Annotated in this window: 17 protein-coding genes; 7 read left to right on the top strand and 10 right to left on the bottom strand. The window is 66.7% G+C overall.

The features are described from left to right. Positions 1-39: 39 nt before the first annotated feature. Positions 40-651: a TetR/AcrR family transcriptional regulator gene (locus G342_RS0116875; RefSeq protein WP_018184347.1), complete on the top strand. Its 612-nt coding sequence runs from the start codon at positions 40-42 to the stop codon at positions 649-651. Here G342_RS0116875 and cydC read toward each other — a convergent pair whose 3' ends face one another. Both cydC and cydD read right to left on the bottom strand, forming a co-directional pair. Beyond that, positions 652-2,304, bottom strand: a complete 1,653-nt coding sequence (gene cydC / locus G342_RS0116870; RefSeq protein WP_018184346.1) for a thiol reductant ABC exporter subunit CydC — start codon at positions 2,302-2,304, stop codon at positions 652-654. Next, positions 2,304-4,088 carry a thiol reductant ABC exporter subunit CydD gene (gene cydD, locus G342_RS24450; RefSeq protein ID WP_083931259.1) on the bottom strand — a complete coding sequence of 595 codons (1,785 nt, stop codon included), beginning with the start codon at positions 4,086-4,088 and terminating at the stop codon, positions 2,304-2,306. The genes cydC and cydD overlap by 1 nt, the downstream gene beginning before the upstream one ends. 148 nt (positions 4,089-4,236) lie before the next feature. Between cydD and G342_RS0116860 the strand changes: the two genes are divergently transcribed. The 3 genes from G342_RS0116860 to cydX are packed head-to-tail and all read left to right on the top strand — an operon-like array spanning position 4,237 to position 7,138. Continuing rightward, positions 4,237-5,826: a cytochrome ubiquinol oxidase subunit I gene (locus G342_RS0116860; RefSeq protein WP_018184344.1), complete on the top strand. Its 1,590-nt coding sequence runs from the start codon at positions 4,237-4,239 to the stop codon at positions 5,824-5,826. A 15-nt stretch (positions 5,827-5,841) separates the two neighbouring features. Continuing rightward, positions 5,842-6,993: a cytochrome d ubiquinol oxidase subunit II gene (gene cydB, locus G342_RS0116855; protein WP_018184343.1), complete on the top strand. Its 1,152-nt coding sequence runs from the start codon at positions 5,842-5,844 to the stop codon at positions 6,991-6,993. Between the two features lie 16 nt (positions 6,994-7,009). Further along, entirely contained in the window at positions 7,010-7,138 is a 129-nt protein-coding gene (gene cydX, locus G342_RS25735; protein ID WP_018184342.1) for a cytochrome bd-I oxidase subunit CydX, read from the top strand. A gap of 84 nt (positions 7,139-7,222) precedes the next feature. On the opposite strand, the gene G342_RS24445 is transcribed toward cydX, so the two are convergent. Continuing rightward, complete coding sequence (locus tag G342_RS24445) at positions 7,223-8,236, bottom strand: CorA family divalent cation transporter (RefSeq protein WP_018184341.1); 1,014 nt, start codon at positions 8,234-8,236, stop codon at positions 7,223-7,225. Between the two features lie 189 nt (positions 8,237-8,425). Between G342_RS24445 and G342_RS0116840 the strand changes: the two genes are divergently transcribed. The 3 genes from G342_RS0116840 (at position 8,426) to G342_RS0116830 (ending at position 12,879) form a co-directional block, all read left to right on the top strand. Further along, complete coding sequence (locus G342_RS0116840) at positions 8,426-9,709, top strand: NAD(P)/FAD-dependent oxidoreductase (RefSeq protein ID WP_026304534.1); 1,284 nt, start codon at positions 8,426-8,428, stop codon at positions 9,707-9,709. A 36-nt stretch (positions 9,710-9,745) separates the two neighbouring features. Beyond that, positions 9,746-11,290 carry an L-piperidine-6-carboxylate dehydrogenase gene (amaB, locus tag G342_RS0116835; RefSeq protein WP_018184339.1) on the top strand — a complete coding sequence of 515 codons (1,545 nt, stop codon included), beginning with the start codon at positions 9,746-9,748 and terminating at the stop codon, positions 11,288-11,290. A gap of 464 nt (positions 11,291-11,754) precedes the next feature. Next, on the top strand, positions 11,755-12,879 hold the full coding sequence (locus G342_RS0116830) for an ABC transporter substrate-binding protein (RefSeq protein WP_018184338.1): 1,125 nt from the start codon (positions 11,755-11,757) through the stop codon (positions 12,877-12,879). Positions 12,880-12,991: 112 nt separating this feature from the next. Here G342_RS0116830 and G342_RS0116825 read toward each other — a convergent pair whose 3' ends face one another. From G342_RS0116825 to G342_RS0116795, 7 genes are all read right to left on the bottom strand, one after another. Continuing rightward, a complete protein-coding gene (locus G342_RS0116825; protein ID WP_026304532.1) occupies positions 12,992-13,489 on the bottom strand; it encodes an Lrp/AsnC family transcriptional regulator in 498 nt (165 codons plus the stop codon). 241 nt (positions 13,490-13,730) lie between these two features. Then, the gene (locus G342_RS0116820; RefSeq protein WP_018184336.1) at positions 13,731-14,498 is read right to left on the bottom strand and encodes a GntR family transcriptional regulator; all 768 of its coding nucleotides are present in this window, start codon (positions 14,496-14,498) and stop codon (positions 13,731-13,733) included. 229 nt (positions 14,499-14,727) lie between these two features. Further along, entirely contained in the window at positions 14,728-15,960 is a 1,233-nt protein-coding gene (locus tag G342_RS0116815; protein ID WP_018184335.1) for a xanthine dehydrogenase family Fe-S subunit, read from the bottom strand. Beyond that, entirely contained in the window at positions 15,957-16,796 is an 840-nt protein-coding gene (locus G342_RS0116810; protein WP_018184334.1) for an FAD binding domain-containing protein, read from the bottom strand. The genes G342_RS0116815 and G342_RS0116810 overlap by 4 nt, the downstream gene beginning before the upstream one ends. Continuing rightward, entirely contained in the window at positions 16,793-19,159 is a 2,367-nt protein-coding gene (locus tag G342_RS0116805; protein WP_026304531.1) for a xanthine dehydrogenase family protein molybdopterin-binding subunit, read from the bottom strand. The genes G342_RS0116810 and G342_RS0116805 overlap by 4 nt, the downstream gene beginning before the upstream one ends. 219 nt (positions 19,160-19,378) lie before the next feature. After that, positions 19,379-20,767 carry an NAD(P)(+) transhydrogenase (Re/Si-specific) subunit beta gene (locus G342_RS0116800; protein WP_018184332.1) on the bottom strand — a complete coding sequence of 463 codons (1,389 nt, stop codon included), beginning with the start codon at positions 20,765-20,767 and terminating at the stop codon, positions 19,379-19,381. Beyond that, positions 20,764-21,087, bottom strand: a complete 324-nt coding sequence (locus G342_RS0116795) for an NAD(P) transhydrogenase subunit alpha part 2 (protein WP_018184331.1) — start codon at positions 21,085-21,087, stop codon at positions 20,764-20,766. The genes G342_RS0116800 and G342_RS0116795 overlap by 4 nt, the downstream gene beginning before the upstream one ends. Positions 21,088-21,210: the final 123 nt, after the last annotated feature.

Raw genomic sequence — 21,210 nt, 5'->3', positions numbered from 1 at the left:
TTATTAAATGTTACTATCGGGTAACATCGAGTCAATGGAATGGATGCGAAAATCGCTGAACAGTCTGTTCACCGGAACGCGGAGGACCGCCCGGCGCGGCCGCGCGAGCGCATCCTGATCGCTGCCCGCGAGCTGTTCGCGCGCCATGGCGTGCATGGCGTCGGGGTCGAGGCGATCGCCGAGCGGGCCGGCACCAACAAGATGACGCTCTACCGGCACTTCGAATCGAAGGATCTGCTGGTCGCCGAATATCTGCGCGGCCTCGCCGCCGAGGGCGCGGCGGTGTGGGTCGAAATCGAGGCGGCCCACCCGGCCGATCCGCTGGCGCAGATCAACGCCTGGCTCTGCCGCATCGCCAATCATGCCGAGCACGGCAATGAGAGTGGCTGCGCGCTCGCCAGCGCCGCCGTCCAGATCACCGATCCGTCGCATCCCGGTCGCCGGGTGATCGAGGACAATACCCGCCAGCACCGCGACAACCTGATCCGGCTCTGCCGCAATTCGGGCCTGTCCGAGCCGGAGCTGCTGGCGGATCAGCTGTTCCTGCTGGTCGAGGGCTCGCGCGTCACTTGGCAGCATGCCGGCGAGGACCGGCCCGGCGCCGATCTGGCGACGCTCGCAGCCGGCATCATCGCCTCGCACCGGCGCTGATCAGCCCACCGGGCTGAGCGCGCCCGCTTCCAGCCGGTAGACCTGGTCGACCGCGCCGTCCGGCAGCGCCGCATGCGTGGCGAGCACCAGCGTGCGCCCGGTCGTCACCGCCAGCAGATCCGCTAGGAAGGCAGCTTCGGTCGGCCGATCGAGACCGGCGGTCGGCTCGTCGAGCAGGAGTACCTTCGCCGGCGACAGCAGGGTGCGTGCCAGGCAGAGGCGCCGCGCCTGTCCGGCCGAAAGCGTCTCGCCCGACTCCCCCAGCCACGTGCCGAGCCCTTGCGGCAGACCGCGCACGAAACCGTCGAGCCGGGCCTTGGCCAGCACCGCGTAGAGAGCCTCATCGTCGGCCGCGGGATCTGCGATCTGGAGATTGTCGCGGATGGTGCCGATGAAGACGGGCGCCTCCTGGGTCAGCAGGGCGATATGGGCATGCAGATCCGCCTGACGGACGTCGCGGATATCGACGCCGCCGATCCGGATCGCTCCCGCATCGACTTCGTAGAGCCGAAGCAGCAGGCCGAGCAGCGTCGACTTGCCGGTGCCGCTCTCGCCGATGATGGCGATGTGCTCGCCATCGCGGATGTCGAGGTCGAGGCCCGACAGCACGACATGGTCGCGGCCGTAGCTATACCCGACGTTCTCAAACGAGATCGTGCCGGACGCCGGCATGGCGACCGGCCGGGCCGTATCGCGGATGGCCGGCTGCATGTCGACGAGCGACTGCACCCGGCGCGCCGCGGCGCTGGCGGCCCCCAGCCGCCCGGCTCCGCGCAGGATCGGCCCCGCGACCTCGAAGATGGCGGTGACAGCGAGCAGCACGCCGACCATGACCGGGCCGCTGACGCGGCCCTCGGCCAGAACCTGCAGCCCGACCCAGAGCGTGCCGATCAGGGTGGCGCCCGAACCGAGCACGACGAAGCCGGGACCGCAGGCGATGCGCCACGCCTGGCGTAGCCGCGCGCGCCGCACCTCGGCGGCGGCGGCATCGACGGTCTGCCGCGCCTCGCCGACGGCGCCGAGCGCGACCAGATCGGCATGGCCATCAATGCCGTCGAGCACGGCGATCCGCAGATCCGCCGCCGTCCGGACCGTTTCGGCGCCGCTGTGCCGGCCGGCGACGACGATCAGCGCCGGCAACGCCAGCGCGGTCAGCCCGAAGCCAATCAGGACGACCGGCAGCGCATCCGGCATGACGAGGACGAGGAAGATGCCGAGGCCGACCGCGCCCAGGATCGCCGTCGCGATCGGCGCCACCATCTGCAGGAACACCATGTCAAGCGTCTCGACATCGGCCGTCAGCCTGGCGACGAAATCGCCGGTGCGATGGGCGGCCGCCTTGAACGGCACCAGCGGAATCAGCCGCGAGAAGATCCGGACGCGAATGTCCGACAGGATCTTGAAGGTGGTGGCATGGCCGGACAGCCGCTCGCCATAGCGCGAGGCGATGCGCAGGAACGAGAAGCCGCGCACCATCGCCGAGGGCGCGAACAGATCGAAGGTCATCGCCGAGGCGGCCAGTGCCGCCCCGGTCAGGAACCAGCCGGATACGCCGAACAGGGCGACGCCTGCCGCAAGCGTCATGCAGGCGAGCGCCAGCGCCAGCGAGAGGCCCCCGGCGCGCGCCGCGAAAAGGCTGCAGAGAAGGCGCATCAGGCCGCTCCGTCGATTGGGATGGCGGCGGAAGACAAGCCGAAACCGGGCGCGCGGCGAGCGATCCGCTTGCGGTCGTCAATCTCGTAGATGGTGTCCATCTGCGCCGCCACGGCCATGGAATGGGTGGCGATCAGCAGGGTGCGGCCCTCGGCGAAGGCGAGAATCGAGCGGATCACCCGTGCTTCCGTCTCGGTGTCGAGATGGGCCGTGGGCTCATCCAGCAGGACCAGCGCGGGATCGCGCAGGAAGATGCGGGCAAGCGCGACGCGCTGGCCCTCACCACCGGACAGGCCCCTGCCCCGCTCGCCGATCGGTGTCGCCAGCCCCTCGGGCAGCCGATCGGCGAAATCGAGTACACAGGCCCGCTCGGCCGCGCGGCGTACCTCGGCATCGGTAGCCGCTGGACGACCGAGCCGGATGTTGCTGGCGATGGTGCCATGGAACAGGCGTGGACGCTGGCCGAGCACCGCCACATGCCGGCGGAGCGCCTCCTCCTCGATCGCCGCGAGCCCGGTGCCGCCGATCCGGATCTCGCCCTGATGGCCGCGCAGGCGCGCCAGCACCTCGATCAGCGTCGACTTGCCGATGCCGCTGGGACCGAGCAGCGCCACGGTTTCGGCCGCCGCGATCTCCAGCGTCGCATCGGAAAGGATGGTATCGCGCTCCGGCGTATCGATGGTCAGGTGGCGCGCGGAGACGGCGACCGCGCCGTTCGCCGTCCAGCCGGCGCCACGCGGCGCTTCGGCGGGCTCGACCGCCGGCAGGCCGCCGAACGCCGCCTCGATGCTGGCCACCGCCGCCTTGGCGTTGGCGCGGTCGTGATAGTGGGCCGCCAGGGTGCGCAGCGGCATGTAGACCTCGGGTGCCATCAGCAGGCAGAACAGGCCGGCCTGCAGGCCGAGCTCGCTGCTGCCGCGCAGGTTCAACATGTCGAGATAGGTGAGGCCGACATAGAGCGCGACGCCGGCGACGCCGAGTGCCGCGAAGAACTCCAGCACCGCCGAGGACAGGAAGGCGATTCGCAGCACGGCGAGCGTGCGCTGGGCGAATTCATCGCTGGCGTTGCGCACCCGGACGACCTCGTCCTCGGCCCGGCCGAACAATTTCAGGACGAGCAGGCCGCGCAGGCGGTCGGCGAACATGCCGGAGAGCCGCGACAGCGCCGTCAAATGCTGCCGGCTCGCCGCCTCGGCGCCCCAGCCGGCCAGCGCCATGAAGACGGGAATGAGCGGGGCGGTGACCAGAAGCACGATGCCGACGACCAGATCGACCGGCATCAGGCCGACGGCGAAGGCGATGGGCACGACGCCGGCGGCGATCATCGCCGGCACGAATCGGGCGAAATAGCCGTCAAGAGCCTCGACCTGATCGAGGATCTGGCTCGCCAGCTCTCCCGAGGCGCGTTGCCGCATCCAGTCGGGCCCGCGCCGCATCAGCGCGGCGAAAAGGTCCCGGCGAATCGCCAGTTTGATGTCCTCGGCGGCGCGAATACCGGCCGATTCGCCGATCCATGCCAAAGCGGCGCGCACGGCCACGAGGCCGGCCAGGCCCAGCAGAGCCGGAATCTGCGTCTTGGTGGCGACCTGGTCGACAATGGCACGGTGAAGGATGGTGGCGAGCCAATAAGCCTGCGCGACCGTGAGGCAGGCGCTCAGCAACGGCACCAGAATCGCGATACCGATAGCGTGACGGCCGACTCGCCCCCGTTGCTTCAGCCATCGGATTTCGTGCGACGACGAACGGGCGGGCGCGGAACCCGGTGTGGAATCGACTGTGTTCATGCACCAAAGCTTATCGTGTTGAGGGCATTTACAACCGCCCCTGTGCCAATCGACCGCACGCGTAATCTCGCTGCATTGATTTCGCGCAATGTTGGGAGCCTACTAGCGTCCTAGCTGTGCAGGACTGGCGGCTCAGAAGGTATAGGCCATGATTGATATCGATGTCGTTACGCTGTCGAGGCTGCAATTCGCAGCCACGGCTATGTATCATTTTCTCTTCGTTCCCCTAACGCTCGGGCTCTCCTTCCTGATGGCGATCATGGAGAGCGTCTATGTTATGACGGGCCGCGAGGTCTGGCGTCGCATGACCTTGTTCTGGGGTACCTGCTTCGGCATCAACTTCGCCATGGGTGTGGCGACGGGCGTCGTCATGGAGTTCCAGTTCGGCATGAACTGGTCCTATTACAGCCACTACGTGGGCGACATCTTTGGCGCGCCGCTGGCGCTCGAAGGCCTGATGGCGTTCTTCCTCGAAGCCTCCTTCATCGGCCTGTTCTTCTTCGGCTGGGACCGGATGTCGAAGGTCGGCCACCTGTGCGTCACCTGGCTGGTTGCCTTCGGCGCGAACTTCTCCGCGCTCTGGATCCTGGTCGCCAATGGCTGGATGCAGCATCCCGTCGGCGCCGTCTTCAATCCCGACACGATGCGCATGGAAGTCACCGACTTCATGGCCGTCGTGTTCAACCCGGTCGCACAGGCCAAGTTCGTCCACACCGTCAGCGCCGGCTACGTCACGGGCGCGATGTTCGTGATGGCCGTCAGCTCCTGGTTCCTGCTCAAGGGTCGCCACCAGGAATTCGCCAAGCGCTCCATGGCGGTCGCCGCCAGCTTCGGTCTCGCCGCGGCGCTTTCCGTCGTCGTTCTCGGTGACGAGAGCGGTTACGTCACGACGGAAAACCAGAAGATGAAGATCGCCGCGATGGAAAGCATGTGGCACACCGAGCCGGCGCCCGCCGCGCTCAACATCATTGCTTTCCCGAACATGGAGAAGCAGGAAAACACCTTCGCCATCAGCGTCCCCTACCTGCTCGGCATCATCGGCACGCGCTCGCTAACGACCGAACTTCCCGGCATCGTCAATCTGGTCGAAACGGCCAAGGAGCGGGTCCGCGACGGCATCGAGGCCTACAAGGCGCTCCAGGTCGTCCGCGCCAATCCGGGTGACACGGCCGCCCGCGAGATCTTCAGCCAGAAGTGGCCGAACCTCGGCTACGGCCTGCTCGTCAAGCAGATCCGCCCCGACGTCGAGAACGCGACCGAAGCGGATGTCGCCGCGGCCGCCGCATCGACGATCCCGAACGTCCCGGTGGTGTTCTGGAGCTTCCGCGTGATGGTGGGCCTCGGTTTCTACTTCATCGCCTTCTTCGCCGCCGCCTTCTGGATCGCCTCGCGCCACAAGCTCGGCGAACAGCGCTGGACGCTGTGGGTTGCGCTGTTCAGCCTGCCGCTGCCCTGGCTCGCCATCGAATGCGGTTGGCTCCTGGCCGAATATGGCCGCCAGCCCTGGGCCATCGAAGGCGTGTTGCCGACCTTCTACGCGGCATCCGGCCTGACCTTCACCGACCTCGTCATCAGCCTGTCGATCTTCCTTCTGATCTACAGCGTGCTGGCGGTGATCGAAGTGATCCTGATGGTGAAGACGATCAAGAAGGGCCCGCTGGAGCACGATCCGCTGCAGCCGACCATCGCAGGCCCCGACGTGCTGCCGATCACGGCCGCCGCCGGCCCCAAGCTCTGATCCGCGGGGATTGAGATGAGTAATCTGATACCGTTCGACTACGAAACGCTCCGCCTGGTCTGGTGGCTTCTCCTCGGCATCCTGCTGATCGGCTTCGCCGTCATGGACGGCTTCGATCTCGGCATCGGCGCCCTCCTGCCCTTCGTCGCCAAGACGGATGAGGAACGCCGCGTCGTGATCAATGTCGTCGGCCCGGTCTGGGAGGGTAACCAGGTCTGGCTGATCCTCGGCGGCGGCGCCATCTTCGCCGCCTTCCCGATGCTCTATGCCGTGTCGTTCTCGGGGCTCTATCTGGCGATGATGGTGATCCTGGTCGCCCTCATCCTGCGGCCGGTCGGCTTCAAGTACCGCAGCAAGATCGGCGATCCCGGCTGGCGTTCGACCTGGGACATCATCCTGTGCATCGCCGGCACCGTGCCGGCCCTGATCCTCGGCGTCGCCGTCGGCAACGTGCTGCTCGGCCTGCCGTTCGAATTCGACGACACGCTGCGGACCTTCTATCGCGGCAACTTCTTCCAGCTGCTGACGCCCTATGCCCTGCTGGCCGGCCTCGTCAGCCTCTCCATGCTGATCATGCATGGCGCAGCGCTGCTGACGTGGAAGACCGAAGGCGTCATCGCCGACCGGGCCCGTAGCTACGGCCGCCTGGCGGCGCTCGCCACCATCGTACTGTTCGCGGTGGCCGGCGTCTGGACCGCCTACGGCATCGGCGGCCACGTCCTGACCAGCGTTGTTGACCCGCTCGGGCCGTCGAACCCGCTCGGCAAGACCGTCGCGGTCGAACCCGGCGCCTGGCTTGCCAACTACACGGCCTATCCGTGGATGATGATCGCGCCGATCCTCGGCTTCGCCGGTGCCCTGCTGGCCCTGGTCGGCTTCACGGCCAAGCGTCCCGCCCTCACCTTCATCACCTCGGGCGTGGCGATCTTCGGCATCATCGCGACGGCCGGCGTGTCGCTGTTCCCCTTCCTGCTGCCGTCCTCGCTCGATCCGAGCAACGGTCTGACGGTCTGGGATGCGTCCTCGTCGAAGCTGACCCTCTGGGTGATGCTGCTGTCGACCGCCTTCTTCCTGCCGATCATCCTGATCTACACGGCCTTCATCTACCGGGTCATGCGCGGCAAGGTGACGACGGTCAGCATGGACAAGAACCCGAACGCCTATTGAGCGGAGGATTTGAGCAATGTGGTATTTTTCCTGGATTCTCGGCCTCAGCCTCGCCTGCGCCTTCGGCATCCTCAACGCCATCTGGTACGAGCTGCGTGACGACCGGCTGAAGGGCCGCCTCGGCATCACCCAGCCGCGCGACTGATCGGCCCAGCCGAGCCTGAACGAACCGAACGACCGCCGGCGGGATCTAACGATTCTTCCGGCGGTCGTTTGCATTTGGGTTGCTTCAGTCGAAGAAGCCGAGCCGCCGTAGCAGGAGCAACGTGAAACCGGACGCGACGGCGCCGATGATCGACGCGCCGATCCAGCCATTGGCGCCATCGAGGAACGGCAGGCCGCCGGTATTCATGCCGAAGAAGCCGGTGACGAGGGTCGGCGGCATCAAGAGCGCAGTCATGATCGACAGCACGTAGAGGTGGCGGTTGCTGATATTGGCGAGCTTCGCCGCGATCTCGTCCTGCAGGAAGCGGGCGCGGTCCTGCACCTCCTGCACCTCCTGGTCGAGCGTCTCGATCCGCCGCAGCAGCCGTTCCGCCGCCGCGGAGGCCGCATGGTGGTTCTCCTCCGTCTCGCAGTCATCCTCCGGAAACTCGCGCAGGATGCTGCGGAAGCCCGACAGCTGGCGGTGCAGCTTCACCGCCGTCCGCCGCAGCGGACCCAAACGGCGCGACTCGTCATGCAGCCGCTCGTCCAGCACCCGATCCTCGATCGAATCCGCTTCCGTCCGTAGCGCCCGCAACATCTCCGCCATGGCGCGCAGCACCTGCTCGATCATCAGTTCGAACAGCGCCACCGGCCCGGCGACAGGCTGGCCGCCCTCGATGCGGCTGCGCGCCAGCGCGGCGGCGCGGACGGGATGGCGACGCCCGGAAACCAGATAGCCCGGACCGAAGGCGAAACGCATCGGCACCGAGCGGTCGGTGTCCTCGCCCGGATGATCCTGCAGCGTATCGGAGAAGCGCCCCCAGACGGCATGGGCGTCGAAATCGAGCGTCGGATGGTCGTCGACGGAGAGCAGCAGCCGGCGCGCCGCCTCGCTCAGCCAGTCGAGGCCGTTGACCCAGTCGCGCGCCAGCCGGTCGACGAAGTCGATATGCACCCAGACGAAGCCGTCGGCGGGATCGCTGGGTCCGACCGCCTGGTCCAGCGCGATCGCCTGCGCCCGGCCGCGAGCGTCGAAACGATAGGCCCAGATCACGCCGGATACGGGACGGGACCGCAGATGGCCATCAGCGGGCATTGCCGGGTTGTTCATCACATCGCTTGCCGGTCAGGCTGGGACACTCGACGCCGCGCGCGGCGGCACCACATGTGACGGATCCCATGACAGAACGATGACAGCCGGATGCAGCCGTGGAATTCCATTGTCGGCGACGCGCTCGCCAGCCATGATCCCATTCGTCATCCGGGCAGCTGGCGGAACAGGCAGATGCAGAACGATCCGCGATCGCACGGTCTCTGGGAACGCACGGCACCCCCGAGCCCCGCCACAGCGCCGCTTGCCGGCGATCTGAAGGCCGATGTGGTGGTTGTCGGCGGCGGCTATACCGGTCTCTCGACCGCGCTGCACGCGGCGCGTGACGGGCTCGACGTCGTGCTGCTCGAAGGGGTCGAGATCGGCTTCGGCGGCTCCGGGCGCAATGTCGGGCTGGTCAATGCCGGCATGTGGGTGATGCCCGACGACGTGCCGGCGACGCTCGGCCGCGAGCATGGCGACCGCCTGCTCGACCTTTTGGGCGATGCGCCGAAGCGGGTGTTCGAGCTGGTGAGGATGCACGGGATCGATTGCGAGCTGGAGACGGCCGGCACCCTGCATTGCGCCGTCGGCGCCAAGGGACTGGCCGAACTCGGCCAGCGGGCGGAACAATGGCTGGCGCGCGGCGCCGACGTCCGCCTGCTCGACGCCGCGGAGACGGCTGCGAAGATCGGCAGCCCCGCCTATGCGGGGTCGCTGCTCGATCGTCGGGCCGGGACGATCCAGCCGCTCGCCTATGTTCGCGGCCTCGCCAGGGCAGCGCTTGAGCATGGCGCCCGCATCCACACGCAAAGCCCGGTACGGGCAGCCGAAAAGGTGCCGGGCGGCTGGCGCGTAGCAACCGAAACGGGCTCCGTCACCGCCGACTGGATCGTGGTGGCGACCGACGCCTACACCAACCTGCCCTGGTCCGAGATCCGCACCGAGCAGATCCACCTGCCCTATTTCAACTTCGCCACTGTGCCGCTCGACGAAGCCCTCCGGCGCTCGATCTTGCCGGAGCGGCAAGGCGCCTGGGACACCAAGGACGTGCTGAGCTCGTTCCGCTTCGATCGCGCCGGCCGGCTGGTCTTCGGCAGCGTCGGCGCATTGCGCGGCACTGGTGCGCGGGTCCACCGCGCCTGGGCGAAGCGGGCCTTGGCGCGGATCTTCCCGCAGCTTGGCGACGTCGCCTTCGAGGCGGAATGGTATGGCCAGATCGGCATGACCGAAAACAGCCTGCCGCGCTTTCACCGGCTCGCGCCGAACGTCGTCGCCTTCAGCGGCTACAACGGCCGGGGCATCGCGCCGGGGACGGTGTTCGGCCGCCTGCTGGCCGAGCATGTCGCCGGACGGATCGGAGAGGCCGATCTGCCGCTGCCCGTCACGGACGCCCGCGAGGCGCGCTTGCGCCGTCTCAAAGAAGCCTATTACGAAGTGGGGGCGCAGATCGCCCATCTCGCCGACGCCCGGCTCTAAGCCGGGGCAAGATCCGGATTTCGAGGAAGAAGCATCATGACCATCGTCATCAAGAACAGCCTCAAGGCCGAGGTCGACATCCTTCTGGCCGGCATGGGCGTCGCCACCTCGACGCTTGCGGGCGGGACGCTCGCGGTCCACTCGCCGATCAGCGGCGAGGAGCTGGCGCGGCTGGCGGAAGCCGGCGAGGCCGATGCCGACCGCGCCATCGAGGCGGCGCATGCGGCGTTCCTCGAATGGCGCTCCGTGCCGGCGCCGAAGCGCGGCGAACTGATCCGCCTGCTCGGCGAGGAACTTCGCGAACACAAGGCCGCCCTCGGCCGGCTGGTCTCGATCGAGGCCGGCAAGATCGTCTCCGAAGGGCTCGGCGAAGTGCAGGAGATGATCGACATCTGCGATTTCGCCGTCGGCCTGTCGCGCCAGCTCTATGGCCTGACCATCGCCACCGAACGCAGCGACCACCGGATGATGGAGACCTGGCATCCGCTCGGCGTCACCGGCGTGATCTCGGCCTTCAACTTTCCCGTCGCCGTCTGGTCGTGGAACGCGGCCCTGGCGCTCGTCTGCGGCAACAGCGTCGTTTGGAAACCGTCGGAGAAGACGCCCCTGACGGCGCTGGCGACCGCAGCTCTGTTCGAGCGTGCGAAGCAGCGCTTCGTGGCCGAAGGCGGCACTGCCCCGGCCGGCCTTTCGACCGTGCTGATCGGCGGCCGCGGCGTCGGAGAACGGCTGGTCGACCATCCGCTCGTGCCGCTGGTCTCGGCCACCGGCTCGACCGCCATGGGCCGCGCCGTCGGCCCTCGCCTCGCCGGCCGCTTCGCCCGCGCCATCCTGGAGCTTGGCGGCAACAACGCGGCCATCGTCTGCCCGTCGGCCGATCTCGACCTGACGCTGCGCGGTGTCGCCTTCGCCGCCATGGGCACGGCCGGCCAACGCTGCACCTCGCTCCGCCGGCTGTTCGTGCATGACAGCGTCTATGACCAGCTTGTGCCGCGCCTGAAGCAGGCCTATGGCTCGGTCGCCATCGGCAATCCGCTGGTCGCCGGCACGCTGGTCGGGCCGCTGATCGACGCCCGCGCCTATGACGGCATGCAGAAGGCGCTCGAGGCGGCAAAGGCGGCTGGCGGTACGGTGACCGGTGGCGCCCGCGTCGATGCCGATACGGCGCCCGGCGCCTATTACGTCCGCCCGGCGATCGTCGAGATGCCGGAGCAGAGCGGCCCGGTCGCGCAGGAGACGTTCGCGCCGATCCTCTATGTCATGCGCTATGCGGAGTTCGAGGACGTGCTCGCACTGCACAATGCAGTGCCGCAGGGTCTTTCCTCGTCGATCTTCACCAACGATCTGCGCGAGGCAGAGACCTTCCTGTCGGCGCGCGGCTCGGATTGCGGCATCGCCAATGTGAACATCGGCCCGTCCGGCGCCGAGATCGGCGGCGCCTTCGGCGGCGAGAAGGAAACCGGCGGCGGCCGTGAATCCGGATCCGACGCCTGGAAGGCCTATATGCGCCGCGCCACCAACACCATCAACTACGGCAAGACGCTGCCGCTGGCGCAGGGCGTCCAGTTCGACATCGCCTGAGCCGCGAGACGCATCCCGCTCGACGACCCTACGGGTCCGGCCATCGCCGGGCCCGTTTTCTCATGGCCTCATCGAAAGCGCGGCGGCTGACGGCGTGCCCCTCTCATCCATCCGGGACAGCTCCGGCCGCCGGTCGTACCAACATAGGACCACAGGAAGGCCTAGCAACATTTTGATCTTGTGAAGATTTTCGTCGCTTCGTCCGTTAGGGAAATTGGCGAGCTAGACCGTCGTTACGGCGCGAAAAGAGTTTCTATATTCCTCTTGCGAGAACATCCTAAAAACAGCAAGATAGTACCAATGCGTCAGGCCCTTGACTGAGCGAAGATGAGGCAAGGCCTGCTCCAACGACGATGTCCAAAGCTGTACGCGGCCGCCCAGGTTGTACGGCGTCGTCGTGGGCGCGCAGATGCATGCGGCCCAACCGAGGAGAACGAATGCCTATGACAAGAACTTCCATCCCGATGCTGGCCTTGTCGCTTCTCATGGCGACGACCGGCCTGTCGGCTGCTGACGCGATCAAGATTGGCGTCAACCAGCCCCTCACCGGACCGTTCGCGGCCTCCGGCACCTATATCGTCGACGGCGCCAAGATCGCCGTCGAGCAGATCAACGCCGCCGGCGGCGTTCTCGGCAATCCGATCGAGCTCGTGATCGAAGACAATAAGAGCAACCCGACCGAAGCCGCCGCGGTCGCCGAGAAGCTGATCGAGCGCGACAAGGTGCCGGTCATGATGGGCGCCTGGGGCTCCAGCCTGACGCTCGCCGCCATGCCGAAGCTGATGCAGTATGAAGTGCCGATGCTGGTGGAGACGTCGTCGTCCAGCAAGATCACCAAGCAGGGCAATCCGTTCATCTTCCGCATCTCGCCGCCCTCCTTCGTCGAGGCGGCCTTGTTCAAGACCCTGCTGCCGGATCTCGGCATCAAGAAGGTCGACTTCCTCGCCATCAACAATGACTGGGGTCGCGGGACGATCACCGACTTCACGGCGATGTTCAAGGAGAACGGCGTCGAGGTCGGGCTGTCCGAGATCATGGACCAGGCCGCGCAGGACATGAGCGCGCAGCTCTCCAAGATCAAGTCGTCCGACTCCGACACCATCATCGTCACCACCGCCGTCGAGCAGTTGACGCTGGTCCTGAAGCAGGCGGCGGCGCTCGGCATCACCAAGCGGATCATCACCACGGGCGGTTCGCAGAACCCCGACCAGCTGATCGAGCAGGCCGGCTCCGCCGCCAACAACACCATGCACATGGTGTTCTTCGCGCCGTGGGATCCGGCCAAGACCCCGCATCCCGACCAGGCCAAGGCCTTCATCGACGCCTGGGCCAAGGCTGGCCATGGCAGCGCCGGCCTGACCGAGAGCTATCGCGGCTATGACGGCATCCACGTCATCAAGGCCGCCATCGAGAAGGCCGGCGTCGCCGAGCCGAAGGCGATCCGCGATGCGTTCTGGCAGATCTCCGTGCCGACGCTCAACGGCACCGTCACCTTCGTCAAGGACGGCCCGGAAGGCCGGGAAAGCGGCCAGTACATGGCGAACGGCACGCTGGTGACGATCGTCGACGGCAAGGTCACGCTGCCGTAGTCACAACCGAAACGACAGAAAGCCCCGGCAGCATCCGCTCGCCGGGGCTTTTCTTTGTCCAGAATGTCGTTCGGGCAAGGTCGAAGGCGGCTCGTGCCCCCAGCGAAAGGGTCTAGCCGACGGCGTCCAGCGGCACGGCGAGGCTGGTCTTGATGCGATCCATTACCACCAGGGTGCGGAAGCGCTTCACATTGTGGTTCTGGAAGAACAGGCGGCGCGTCAGCGCCTCATATTCGCTCATCGTCGCGACCGTGACGATCAGGACGAAGTCGGCATCGCCGGTGACGTAGTAGCATTGCTGCACTTCCGGCGCCTCGGCGAAGCTCTTCTTGGCGCCGTCGAGCAGATCCAGCCTCTCGCTCTCGATATGGACTTCGACGACGATGGTGAGCGGCCGTCCGACACGGCCCGGATCGACGCTGGCGACATTGCCGGCGATCACCCCGTCCGCCTCCATGCGGCGGATGCGACGATGCACGGCGGCGGCGGAGAGGTGCACCTGCTCGCCGATCAGACGCTGCGGCGTCGTGTTGTCCCGCTGCAGAATAGCCAAGATCGCCAGATCGAAGCGATCAAGCCCTGACGGCCCGTTAGCAGTTTCACTTTGCAAAACACAACTCCCCGCAAGAACCTTTCACCAGACCTCGCAAGTAGAGCGCAGTTCGCGTCACAATTGCAATGAACTTGCTCGGCTTCAAGCGGGAAATATCTATTGAAACCTGCGCCCGATCTTGGTCCGACCTTGCGGCGAACGAGATCGACCTCGACGAACGAGGTCCGGACACGGCTGCGGTCGGAGATTGCGATTCCGGGCCTGATGCTCCGCATCAGGCCGCAGGAATGCGGAAGCGTTACTTCCCGGCGCCGCGCCGCGGCCCGCTTCGCTCCAGCAGGTCGGTGCGGAGCGCGAAGCAGTTCTTGTGATAGTGGATGTCGGCGACATAGATCGCCACGTCCTTGTCGTCCACCAGCACGAGCCGGCAATCCGCCGTCGGTTCGCCCAGGCCAATCTTCAGAAGGTCGGCCGTTTCCGGGCTGGCGACGCCGATCGTCAGCGTCTGATGCGCGTGGCTGATCGTGACATCCGCCATCTCGACGATCTTCGGCAGCGCGGCGGCATGCATGAACTGCTTGCCGCCCTTGTCGAAGATCGAGCGCGCCAGGTGCAGATTGACGACGGAGAACGGCTCGCCGCTATTGTACTGGACGCTGCGCAGGAAGACGTAGCCGTCCTCGGCGAGCTGGCCCTCGCCTTCTGAAAGCTCGGGGCTCGACGCAGTCTCCTCGATATGGACGCGCTTCAGCACGTTGTCCTTGATCGAGGACACCATCACGTCGAAGTCGTTGGCGAGGTTCAGCCAGCGATTGTGCTTGGGCTTGCCGGAGACAAAGGTTCCCCGGCCCTGCTGGGCGTTGAGAAGACCTTCCTCACGCAGAAGCTCGATAGCCTGGCGGATGGTGACGCGGGCAACGGCGAACTCCTTCTCGAGCTCCTCGAGCGTCGAGATCTTGTCGCCTTCCAGCCAGTGCCCGGTATCGATGCGCTGGCGCATCACGGATGCGACCTGAATGTAGAGCGGAACGCGGCTGCGGTCGTAGATCGATGTCAGTTTATTCATAATACCAACATACGTCAGATGGCCCTAATTTGCCAGCACAACCCGATGGACGGATTGACCAAGGCGTCGCGCCACTCTCCCGAAATTGTCACGATGACGAAATCGCGACGCGAAACCCAACGCCCCCACAACTTCGATACGTCCAGCCAGTCCCTGCGGCAACCCCCTGTATGGCGCTCGACGGAGGCCGCCGAACGGGCGCGCGCCCCTGGCCGAGCCTGCGCCGCTGTCAGCGGCGACCGAACAGCGCGGCAAAGAACCGCTTGATCCGGCCCAGGATGACCGAAGACACCAGCGATCCCGCATCGAGCTCCGTGATGACGGGCGGCGCCTCGGCGTCCCCGCCACCGGACTGATGCGAAAGCTTGGCCTCCAGATTCTTGACGAAGGCGGCGATCAGCCGGCCGGCGACATCCTGCACCAGCCCGGACCGGCCGAACTGTGCCAGAACACCGGTCAGCGTGTAGCCGATGCTGACATCGACGCGGGTCTCCCCGGGCTTGTCGCCCGGCTTGACGGCATAGCCGATCAGGCCGCGCGTCGCCGAATTGCTGCGCTTGTCCTTGCCAGAGCCGTTGATCGTGCCGGTTCGGGTCGCCTCGTCGCGACTGACGTCGGCCACGCCCTGGAACTCGGCCGAGATCGGCCCGACCTTGATGCGGATCTGGCCCTCGACATGGCCGTCGACCGGCTCTCCGGCGAGCGACGCTCCCGGCAGGCAGGACGCGACTTCGCCGATACGGTCGAAGAACGCCCAGACCTCATCGACCGGATGGCCGACGACGAAGCTCTCGGTGAAGGTCGTCTGCGGCTTCCAGTCAGCTTCCTGGCGCGGGGCCGCGGCAGCCTTCGCCGGGGTCGCCGCCGCCAGGGCGGGAGCCGCCGGACTGGTCCGGATGCGCGTGGCCGTACCGTTGGCGGAGGCCGTGGCATGGCCGGATCCGGCCGGGCCAAGTGCCTTGCGATGGTCGCCGCCGGGAATGGCGGCAATGCCGCGCGCGCGTCGCGCCGCGATCACGCCCTGGATGGCGCGGACGATGCCGACATAGCCGGTGCAGCGGCAGAGATTGCCGCTCATCGCCACGCGGATCTCGTGCTCGGTCGGCTCCTGCATGCGCAGCACGACGTCGCGGGCCGAGACGATCATGCCGGGCGTGCAATAGCCGCACTGGAGCCCATGCTCCTTACTGAAGGCAGCTCGCAGTTCCGTCGCCACCTCGTCGGCATCGAGCCCTTCGACGGTGGTCACCTCGGCCTGCTCGCAGGCAACGGCGAAGGTGATGCAGGAGCGCGTCGGCACGCCGTCGACCAGGATGGTGCAGGCGCCGCAGACGCCATGCTCGCAGCCGATATGCGTGCCGGTCAGGTTCTGGGTGTCGCGCAGGAAATCGGCCAGATGCATGCGCGCTTCGATGTCGGCGCTGGCCGGCTTGCCGTTTACCTTGAGAGTGACGGTGTTCATGCTGAATAGGCTCGCTCGATGGCGCGCCGGAGCGCGACGACATGGGTCTGCCGGTCGATCGGATCGGCCATGCCGGCAGCGGCGATCGCTTCGGCGGCGGCGTGGCTGTCAAAGACCCGATCGAGGCGCTCCGCCCGGCCGTCCCCAATCAGATGCTGCGCATCGGTGACGACGATCGGCCGGCTCTCGGTGGCGCCGATGACGACGCGGCTGACACCCCGTTCCGGATCGGACAGGAAGGCGCCGATCGCATGGGCGAATTCGCCCGTCTTGCGGCAGCTCTTGTAGTAGCCCCAGCGCGCCGACCGGCCGAGTTTGGGCACGGTGACGGAGACGAGCATCTCGCCGGGACGGAGATCCGCCTCGAGCGCGCCGAGCATGTAGTCCTCGACGGCGATCGTGCGGTTGCCGGCCGGGCCGCGCAGCGTCACCCGGGCCCCGACGGCGGAAAGTATCGAAATCCAGTCGGCCGACGGATCCGCATGGGTGAGGCTGCCGCCGACCGTGCCGCGATTGCGCACCGCCCGGTAGGCGATGCCGTTGGCGACGCTAGGCAGCGCGCCGCGCGTCACGTCCGGAACGCGCCGGTCCTCGATGTCGGCATGGGTGATGCAGGCGCCGAAGACGATCTCGTCCGGCCGGTCCGTCACCTGCTTCAGTTCCTCGATGCCGGCGATATCGACCAGCAGATCGGGCTGGACCAGCCGCATGTTGAGCATCGGCCCCAGCGACTGGCCGCCGGCCATGATCTTAACCGCGAGCGTGTCGTCGGCCAGGAGAGCGAGCGCCGCGCCGACATCTGCCGGCCGCGCATAGTCGAAATTGACCGGCTTCACGCCATCTCTCCCTGAGTCATTTCAAGGACTTCCTTTGATTGCTTCGCGCTTTGAATCGCCTCCAGCACCCGCCTCGGCGTCATCGGCGAGCGCAGCAGTTCGGCGCCAAAGCCCTTGAGCGCGTCGTTGACGGCGTTGCCGATCGCGGCCGGCGGTGCGATGGCGCCGCCCTCGCCGATGCCCTTGACGCCGAATTCGGTATAGGGCGCCAGCGTCTCCATGTGATCGAGGCGCGGGGCCGGCACCTCGGTCGGGCCGGGCAACAGATAGTCGGCGAAGGTCGAAGCCAGCGGCTGGCCGGAGGCGTCGAAGTTCATCTCCTCGTAGAGCGCCGTGCCGATGCCCTGCGCCAGGCCGCCATAGATCTGGCCATCGACGACCATCGGATTGATCAGCTTGCCGCCGTCTTCGACGATGACGTAGTCGAGGATCTCGATGTCGCCCATTTCCGGGTCCACGGCGACGACAACCGCGTGCGCGGCGTAGCTGAACGTGCCGGAATCGCGCACCGGCTTGTAGCCGATCGTCGATTCCAGTCCGCGCGGGTCGACCGAGGCCGGCAGGTCCTGCGGCCGGCGGTACCAGGTGAAGGCGACCGTCTCGAGAGAGACGCTGCCGCTCGGGCCGACGACATGACCATCGACCAGCTTCACGTCGGCGACATCGGCCTGCAGCAGATGCGCACCGATCCCCTTGGCGAGACCGGCCACTTCGCGCGCCGCCGTCGCCACCGCGCCACCCGCCATCACGGCGCAACGCGAGCCCCAGCTGCCCGTCGAATAGGGCGTGTATTCGGTATCGCCATGCACGAGCTTGATCTTGGCGGTGTCGATGCCGAGGATCTCGTGCGCGACCTGCGGCAGCGTCGTCTCCATGCTCTGGCCATGCGAATGCACGCCGACGCGGATTTCGAGGCCACCATCCGGCGTCATCCGCGCCGTCGCCTGTTCATGGCCGGGCACCATCGGAATGCCCCAGCCGGCATAGACCGAGGTGCCATGCGCGCCCTGCTCGCAATAGATCGAATGTCCGATGCCGATAAGCCGCCCGTCCGGCTCGCCCTGGCGCTGCCGGGCACGGATGCCTTCGAGGTCAATCGCCGCCATGGCGCGCTGCAGCGCCTCGGGATAGTCGCCCGAGTCGAAATGCTTGCGGGTGATGTTGTCGAACGGCATCTGCTCGGGCTGGACGAGGTTCTTCAGCCGAACTTCATGCGGCTCGATCCCCGCTTCGCGGGCGATCGCGTCGAGGACCAGCTCGAGGGCGTAGCAGACGCCGGTACGGGCGACGCCGCGATACGGCAGGATCGGGCACTTGTTGGTGGCGACCGACCAGGTGCGGCAGCGATAGGACGGGAAATCATAGGGGCCCGGCAGGATGCTGGCGACCTGCGCCGCCTCCAGGCAGGCCGAGAACGGATAGGACGAATAGGCGCCGGAATCGACGGTCGCCTCGCACTCGATACCGCGCAGCTTACCGTCGCGGTCGGCATAGCCGGTGATGATGTAATGGTGCTCGCGGCAATTGGCGCCGGCCGTCAGATGTTCGCGGCGATCCTCGATCCAACGCACTGGATGGTCGAGCTTCATGGCGAGGAAGGCGAGGCAGATGTCCTCGGGCAGCAGGATGCCCTTGTAACCGAAGCCGCCGCCGACATCCGGCGAAACGATGCGGACCTGCTCCTGGCCGAGGCCGAGGCATTCGGCGAGGCCGGTGCGGACGATGTGCGGCATCTGGCTGCCGGTATGGAGCACGAGCTGCTCCATCCGCTTGTCCCAGACGGCTACGGTGCCGCGCCCTTCCATCGGCGCCATGCTCTGGCGCGCCGTCGAGATCTCGCGCGTCACCTTGATCGGGGCGTCGTAGGCGGCCTCCATGTTGACATCGACGAAGGTCTCGAGAAAGACGTTGTCGCCCCAATGCTCGTGCACCAGGGCGGCGCCGGGCTTGCGGGCGGCGATCATGTCGTGCAGGGCCGGCAATTCGTCGAGATCGAGCTCGACCGAGGCGGCGAGGTCCTCGGCCTCGGCGCGCGACGCGCCGACGCAGACCGCGAGCAGCTCCCCGACCTGGCGCACCTTCTCGAAGGCCAGTACCGGCTGCTCGGACACCTTGAAGCCGGCGAGACCGGACACCGCGACGATCGGCTTCACGCCCTCAAGGTCGGCGGCGACATAGATGCGGTCGCGATTCGCGTCGGGAATGCGGATGCCAGCGATCCTGGCATGGGCCAGCGGCGAGCGAACGAAGGCGACGTCCTTCATGCCGGGCAGGCGGATATCGGCAACATACTGGCCGCGTCCGCGGAGGAAGCGATCATCCTCCTTCCGGAGCAAGGACGCGCCAACACCCTGTTCAGTCATGGTAATCCTCCCGATGCAGGGCTAATCAGCGCTGGCGAACGGATGCCGGCCACTGACCTCCTGGTCGCCTACGGTCGTTAGCTCATCTTATTTTTGGAATGATAGCAAGACTATTGTGGTCAGCGCCCACCCAGGCTTGCCGGACGCGACGCCGATGCCGGCAGCACCCGAATCGGTACGGGATGGCGCCGACCCAACGGCGCCATCCCGATTGCCACGCTAGGCCAACTTGACCTCTGCGCCCAGCCGCGTCAGCGACTCCTTGGCATCGCCGAACAGCATCGTCGTCTTCGGGGCGACGAAGAGATCGTTCTCGACGCCCGAGAAGCCGGCGCCCTTGCCGCGCTTCAGCACGATGACGCTTGTGGCTTCCGACACGTTGAGGATCGGCATGCCGTAGATCGGCGAGCTCTTGTTGGTGCGCGCCGCCGGATTGACGACGTCGTTGGCACCCACCACCAGCGCCACGTCGGTGCCGGCAAAGCGCTCGTTGATGTCCTCCATGTCGATCAGCTTGTCGTAGGAGATTCCCGCCTCGGCGAGCAGCACGTTCATGTGCCCGGGCATGCGGCCGGCAACCGGATGGATGGCGAAGCGTACGTCGACGCCGCGCTTCTCCAGGAGGTCGACCAGTTCGCGCGCCTGGTGCTGGGCCTGCGCGACGGCGAGGCCGTAGCCCGGCACGATGATGACGCGATTGGCGAAGGCGAGGCGCAACGCCGCGTCGTCGACCTGGATCGCCGTCATTTCGCCGGAGGCTCCGGAAGCGGTCGCCTCGTCCGGGCCACTCGCGGAACCGAAGGCGCCGAACAGCACGTTGGCGAAGGAGCGGTTCATCGCCTTGCTCATGGCGACCGAGAGGATGAAGCCGCTGGCGCCGTCCAGTGCGCCAACCACGATCAGCACGTTATTGTCGAGGGCAAAGCCGGTCGCTACGGCGGCGAGGCCGGCATAGGCGTTGAGCAGCGAGACGACGACCGGCATGTCCGCGCCGCCGATGGGCATGACGATCAGGATGCCGACGAGCAGGCCAATCACGCAGATGAGGCCGAAGACCCAGACGTCATAGGGGAAAATCACGACCCAGATGAGGCCGGCGACGCCCAGCGCGAAGAGAGCCAGGTTGAAGAAATTCTGGAAGGGGAAGGTGATCGGCCGGCCGGGCAGCAGTTCCTGCAGCTTGCCGAAGGCCATCAAGCTTCCCGTCACCGTCAGCGCGCCGAGCAGCACTTCGAAGCCGAGCGCCGTCATGACGCCGCGGGTCAGGCTCTGCTCATGATAGAGATGCGCATATTCGCCGATGCCGACGAGGGTGGCGGCCAGCGCACCGAAGGCGTGGCTGAAGGCGATGCGCTGTGGCATCGCCGTCATCGGCACCCACATGCCGAGCGGGTAGCCGATCAGCGCGCCGACGGCGGCGCCGATGAGGATCCACTCATAGGTGACGATGCGCGTATGCAGCAGCGTCGCGGCGACGGCGATGAACATGCCGAAGGCGGCGAGCTGCATGCCGCGCCGCGCCGTATCCGGGCGGCTCAGCGAACGCAGCGCGAAGATGAAGAGGACCGAGGCCAGCAGATAGGCCAGTTGGATGAAGACGTCGATCAATGGACCTTAGCGCTCGCGCGCTCCCCCTGCTTGGTGGCCTTGGCCTTGTCGAACATGGCGAGCATGCGGTCGGTGATCAGGAAGCCGCCGACGACATTGGCCATGGCGCAACCGACGGCGATGGTACCGAGCACCGTGCTCAGCAGGCTCTGATTGGCGCCGGCGAGCACGATCGAGGCGACGAGTGAAATGCCGGAGATGGCGTTGGTCGCTGCCATCAGCGGCGTGTGCAGCAACGGCGGCACGCGGGTGATGGCCTGGAAGCCGACAAAGCCGGCGAGCACGAAAACAAACAGCTGAATGACGGCGGTAGACGTCATGACGATCCTCCAAAATTATGACCGGCCGTCGCGGAGGGCGGCGCAAGAAAGGTCGTTCCCCCGCGGTCGCCCGCGGGAGTTGTGCCGAGCCGTCCTGCGGCTGGCCGATGGAACTAGGAATGA

It is taken from the genome of Kaistia granuli DSM 23481, from assembly GCF_000380505.1.
Lineage (GTDB): Bacteria > Pseudomonadota > Alphaproteobacteria > Rhizobiales > Kaistiaceae > Kaistia > Kaistia granuli.
This window is presented reverse-complemented; position numbering and strand designations above follow the sequence as displayed.

What these genes read in the sequence shown, in the direction of transcription:
- G342_RS0116805 (WP_026304531.1), bottom strand. Translation starts at nt 19,159, where the DNA reads ATGACTGAACAGGGTGTTGGCGCGTCCTTGCTCCGGAAGGAGGATGAT.
- cydD (WP_083931259.1), bottom strand. Translation starts at nt 4,088, where the DNA reads ATGAACACAGTCGATTCCACACCGGGTTCCGCGCCCGCCCGTTCGTCG.
- cydC (WP_018184346.1), bottom strand. Translation starts at nt 2,304, where the DNA reads ATGCGCCTTCTCTGCAGCCTTTTCGCGGCGCGCGCCGGGGGCCTCTCG.
- G342_RS24445 (WP_018184341.1), bottom strand. Translation starts at nt 8,236, where the DNA reads ATGCCCGCTGATGGCCATCTGCGGTCCCGTCCCGTATCCGGCGTGATC.
- G342_RS0116815 (WP_018184335.1), bottom strand. Translation starts at nt 15,960, where the DNA reads ATGAACACCGTCACTCTCAAGGTAAACGGCAAGCCGGCCAGCGCCGAC.
- G342_RS0116860 (WP_018184344.1), top strand. Translation starts at nt 4,237, where the DNA reads ATGATTGATATCGATGTCGTTACGCTGTCGAGGCTGCAATTCGCAGCC.
- amaB (WP_018184339.1), top strand. Translation starts at nt 9,746, where the DNA reads ATGACCATCGTCATCAAGAACAGCCTCAAGGCCGAGGTCGACATCCTT.
- G342_RS0116875 (WP_018184347.1), top strand. Translation starts at nt 40, where the DNA reads ATGGATGCGAAAATCGCTGAACAGTCTGTTCACCGGAACGCGGAGGAC.
- G342_RS0116795 (WP_018184331.1), bottom strand. Translation starts at nt 21,087, where the DNA reads ATGACGTCTACCGCCGTCATTCAGCTGTTTGTTTTCGTGCTCGCCGGC.
- cydX (WP_018184342.1), top strand. Translation starts at nt 7,010, where the DNA reads ATGTGGTATTTTTCCTGGATTCTCGGCCTCAGCCTCGCCTGCGCCTTC.
- G342_RS0116820 (WP_018184336.1), bottom strand. Translation starts at nt 14,498, where the DNA reads ATGAATAAACTGACATCGATCTACGACCGCAGCCGCGTTCCGCTCTAC.
- cydB (WP_018184343.1), top strand. Translation starts at nt 5,842, where the DNA reads ATGAGTAATCTGATACCGTTCGACTACGAAACGCTCCGCCTGGTCTGG.
- G342_RS0116830 (WP_018184338.1), top strand. Translation starts at nt 11,755, where the DNA reads ATGCTGGCCTTGTCGCTTCTCATGGCGACGACCGGCCTGTCGGCTGCT.
- G342_RS0116840 (WP_026304534.1), top strand. Translation starts at nt 8,426, where the DNA reads ATGCAGAACGATCCGCGATCGCACGGTCTCTGGGAACGCACGGCACCC.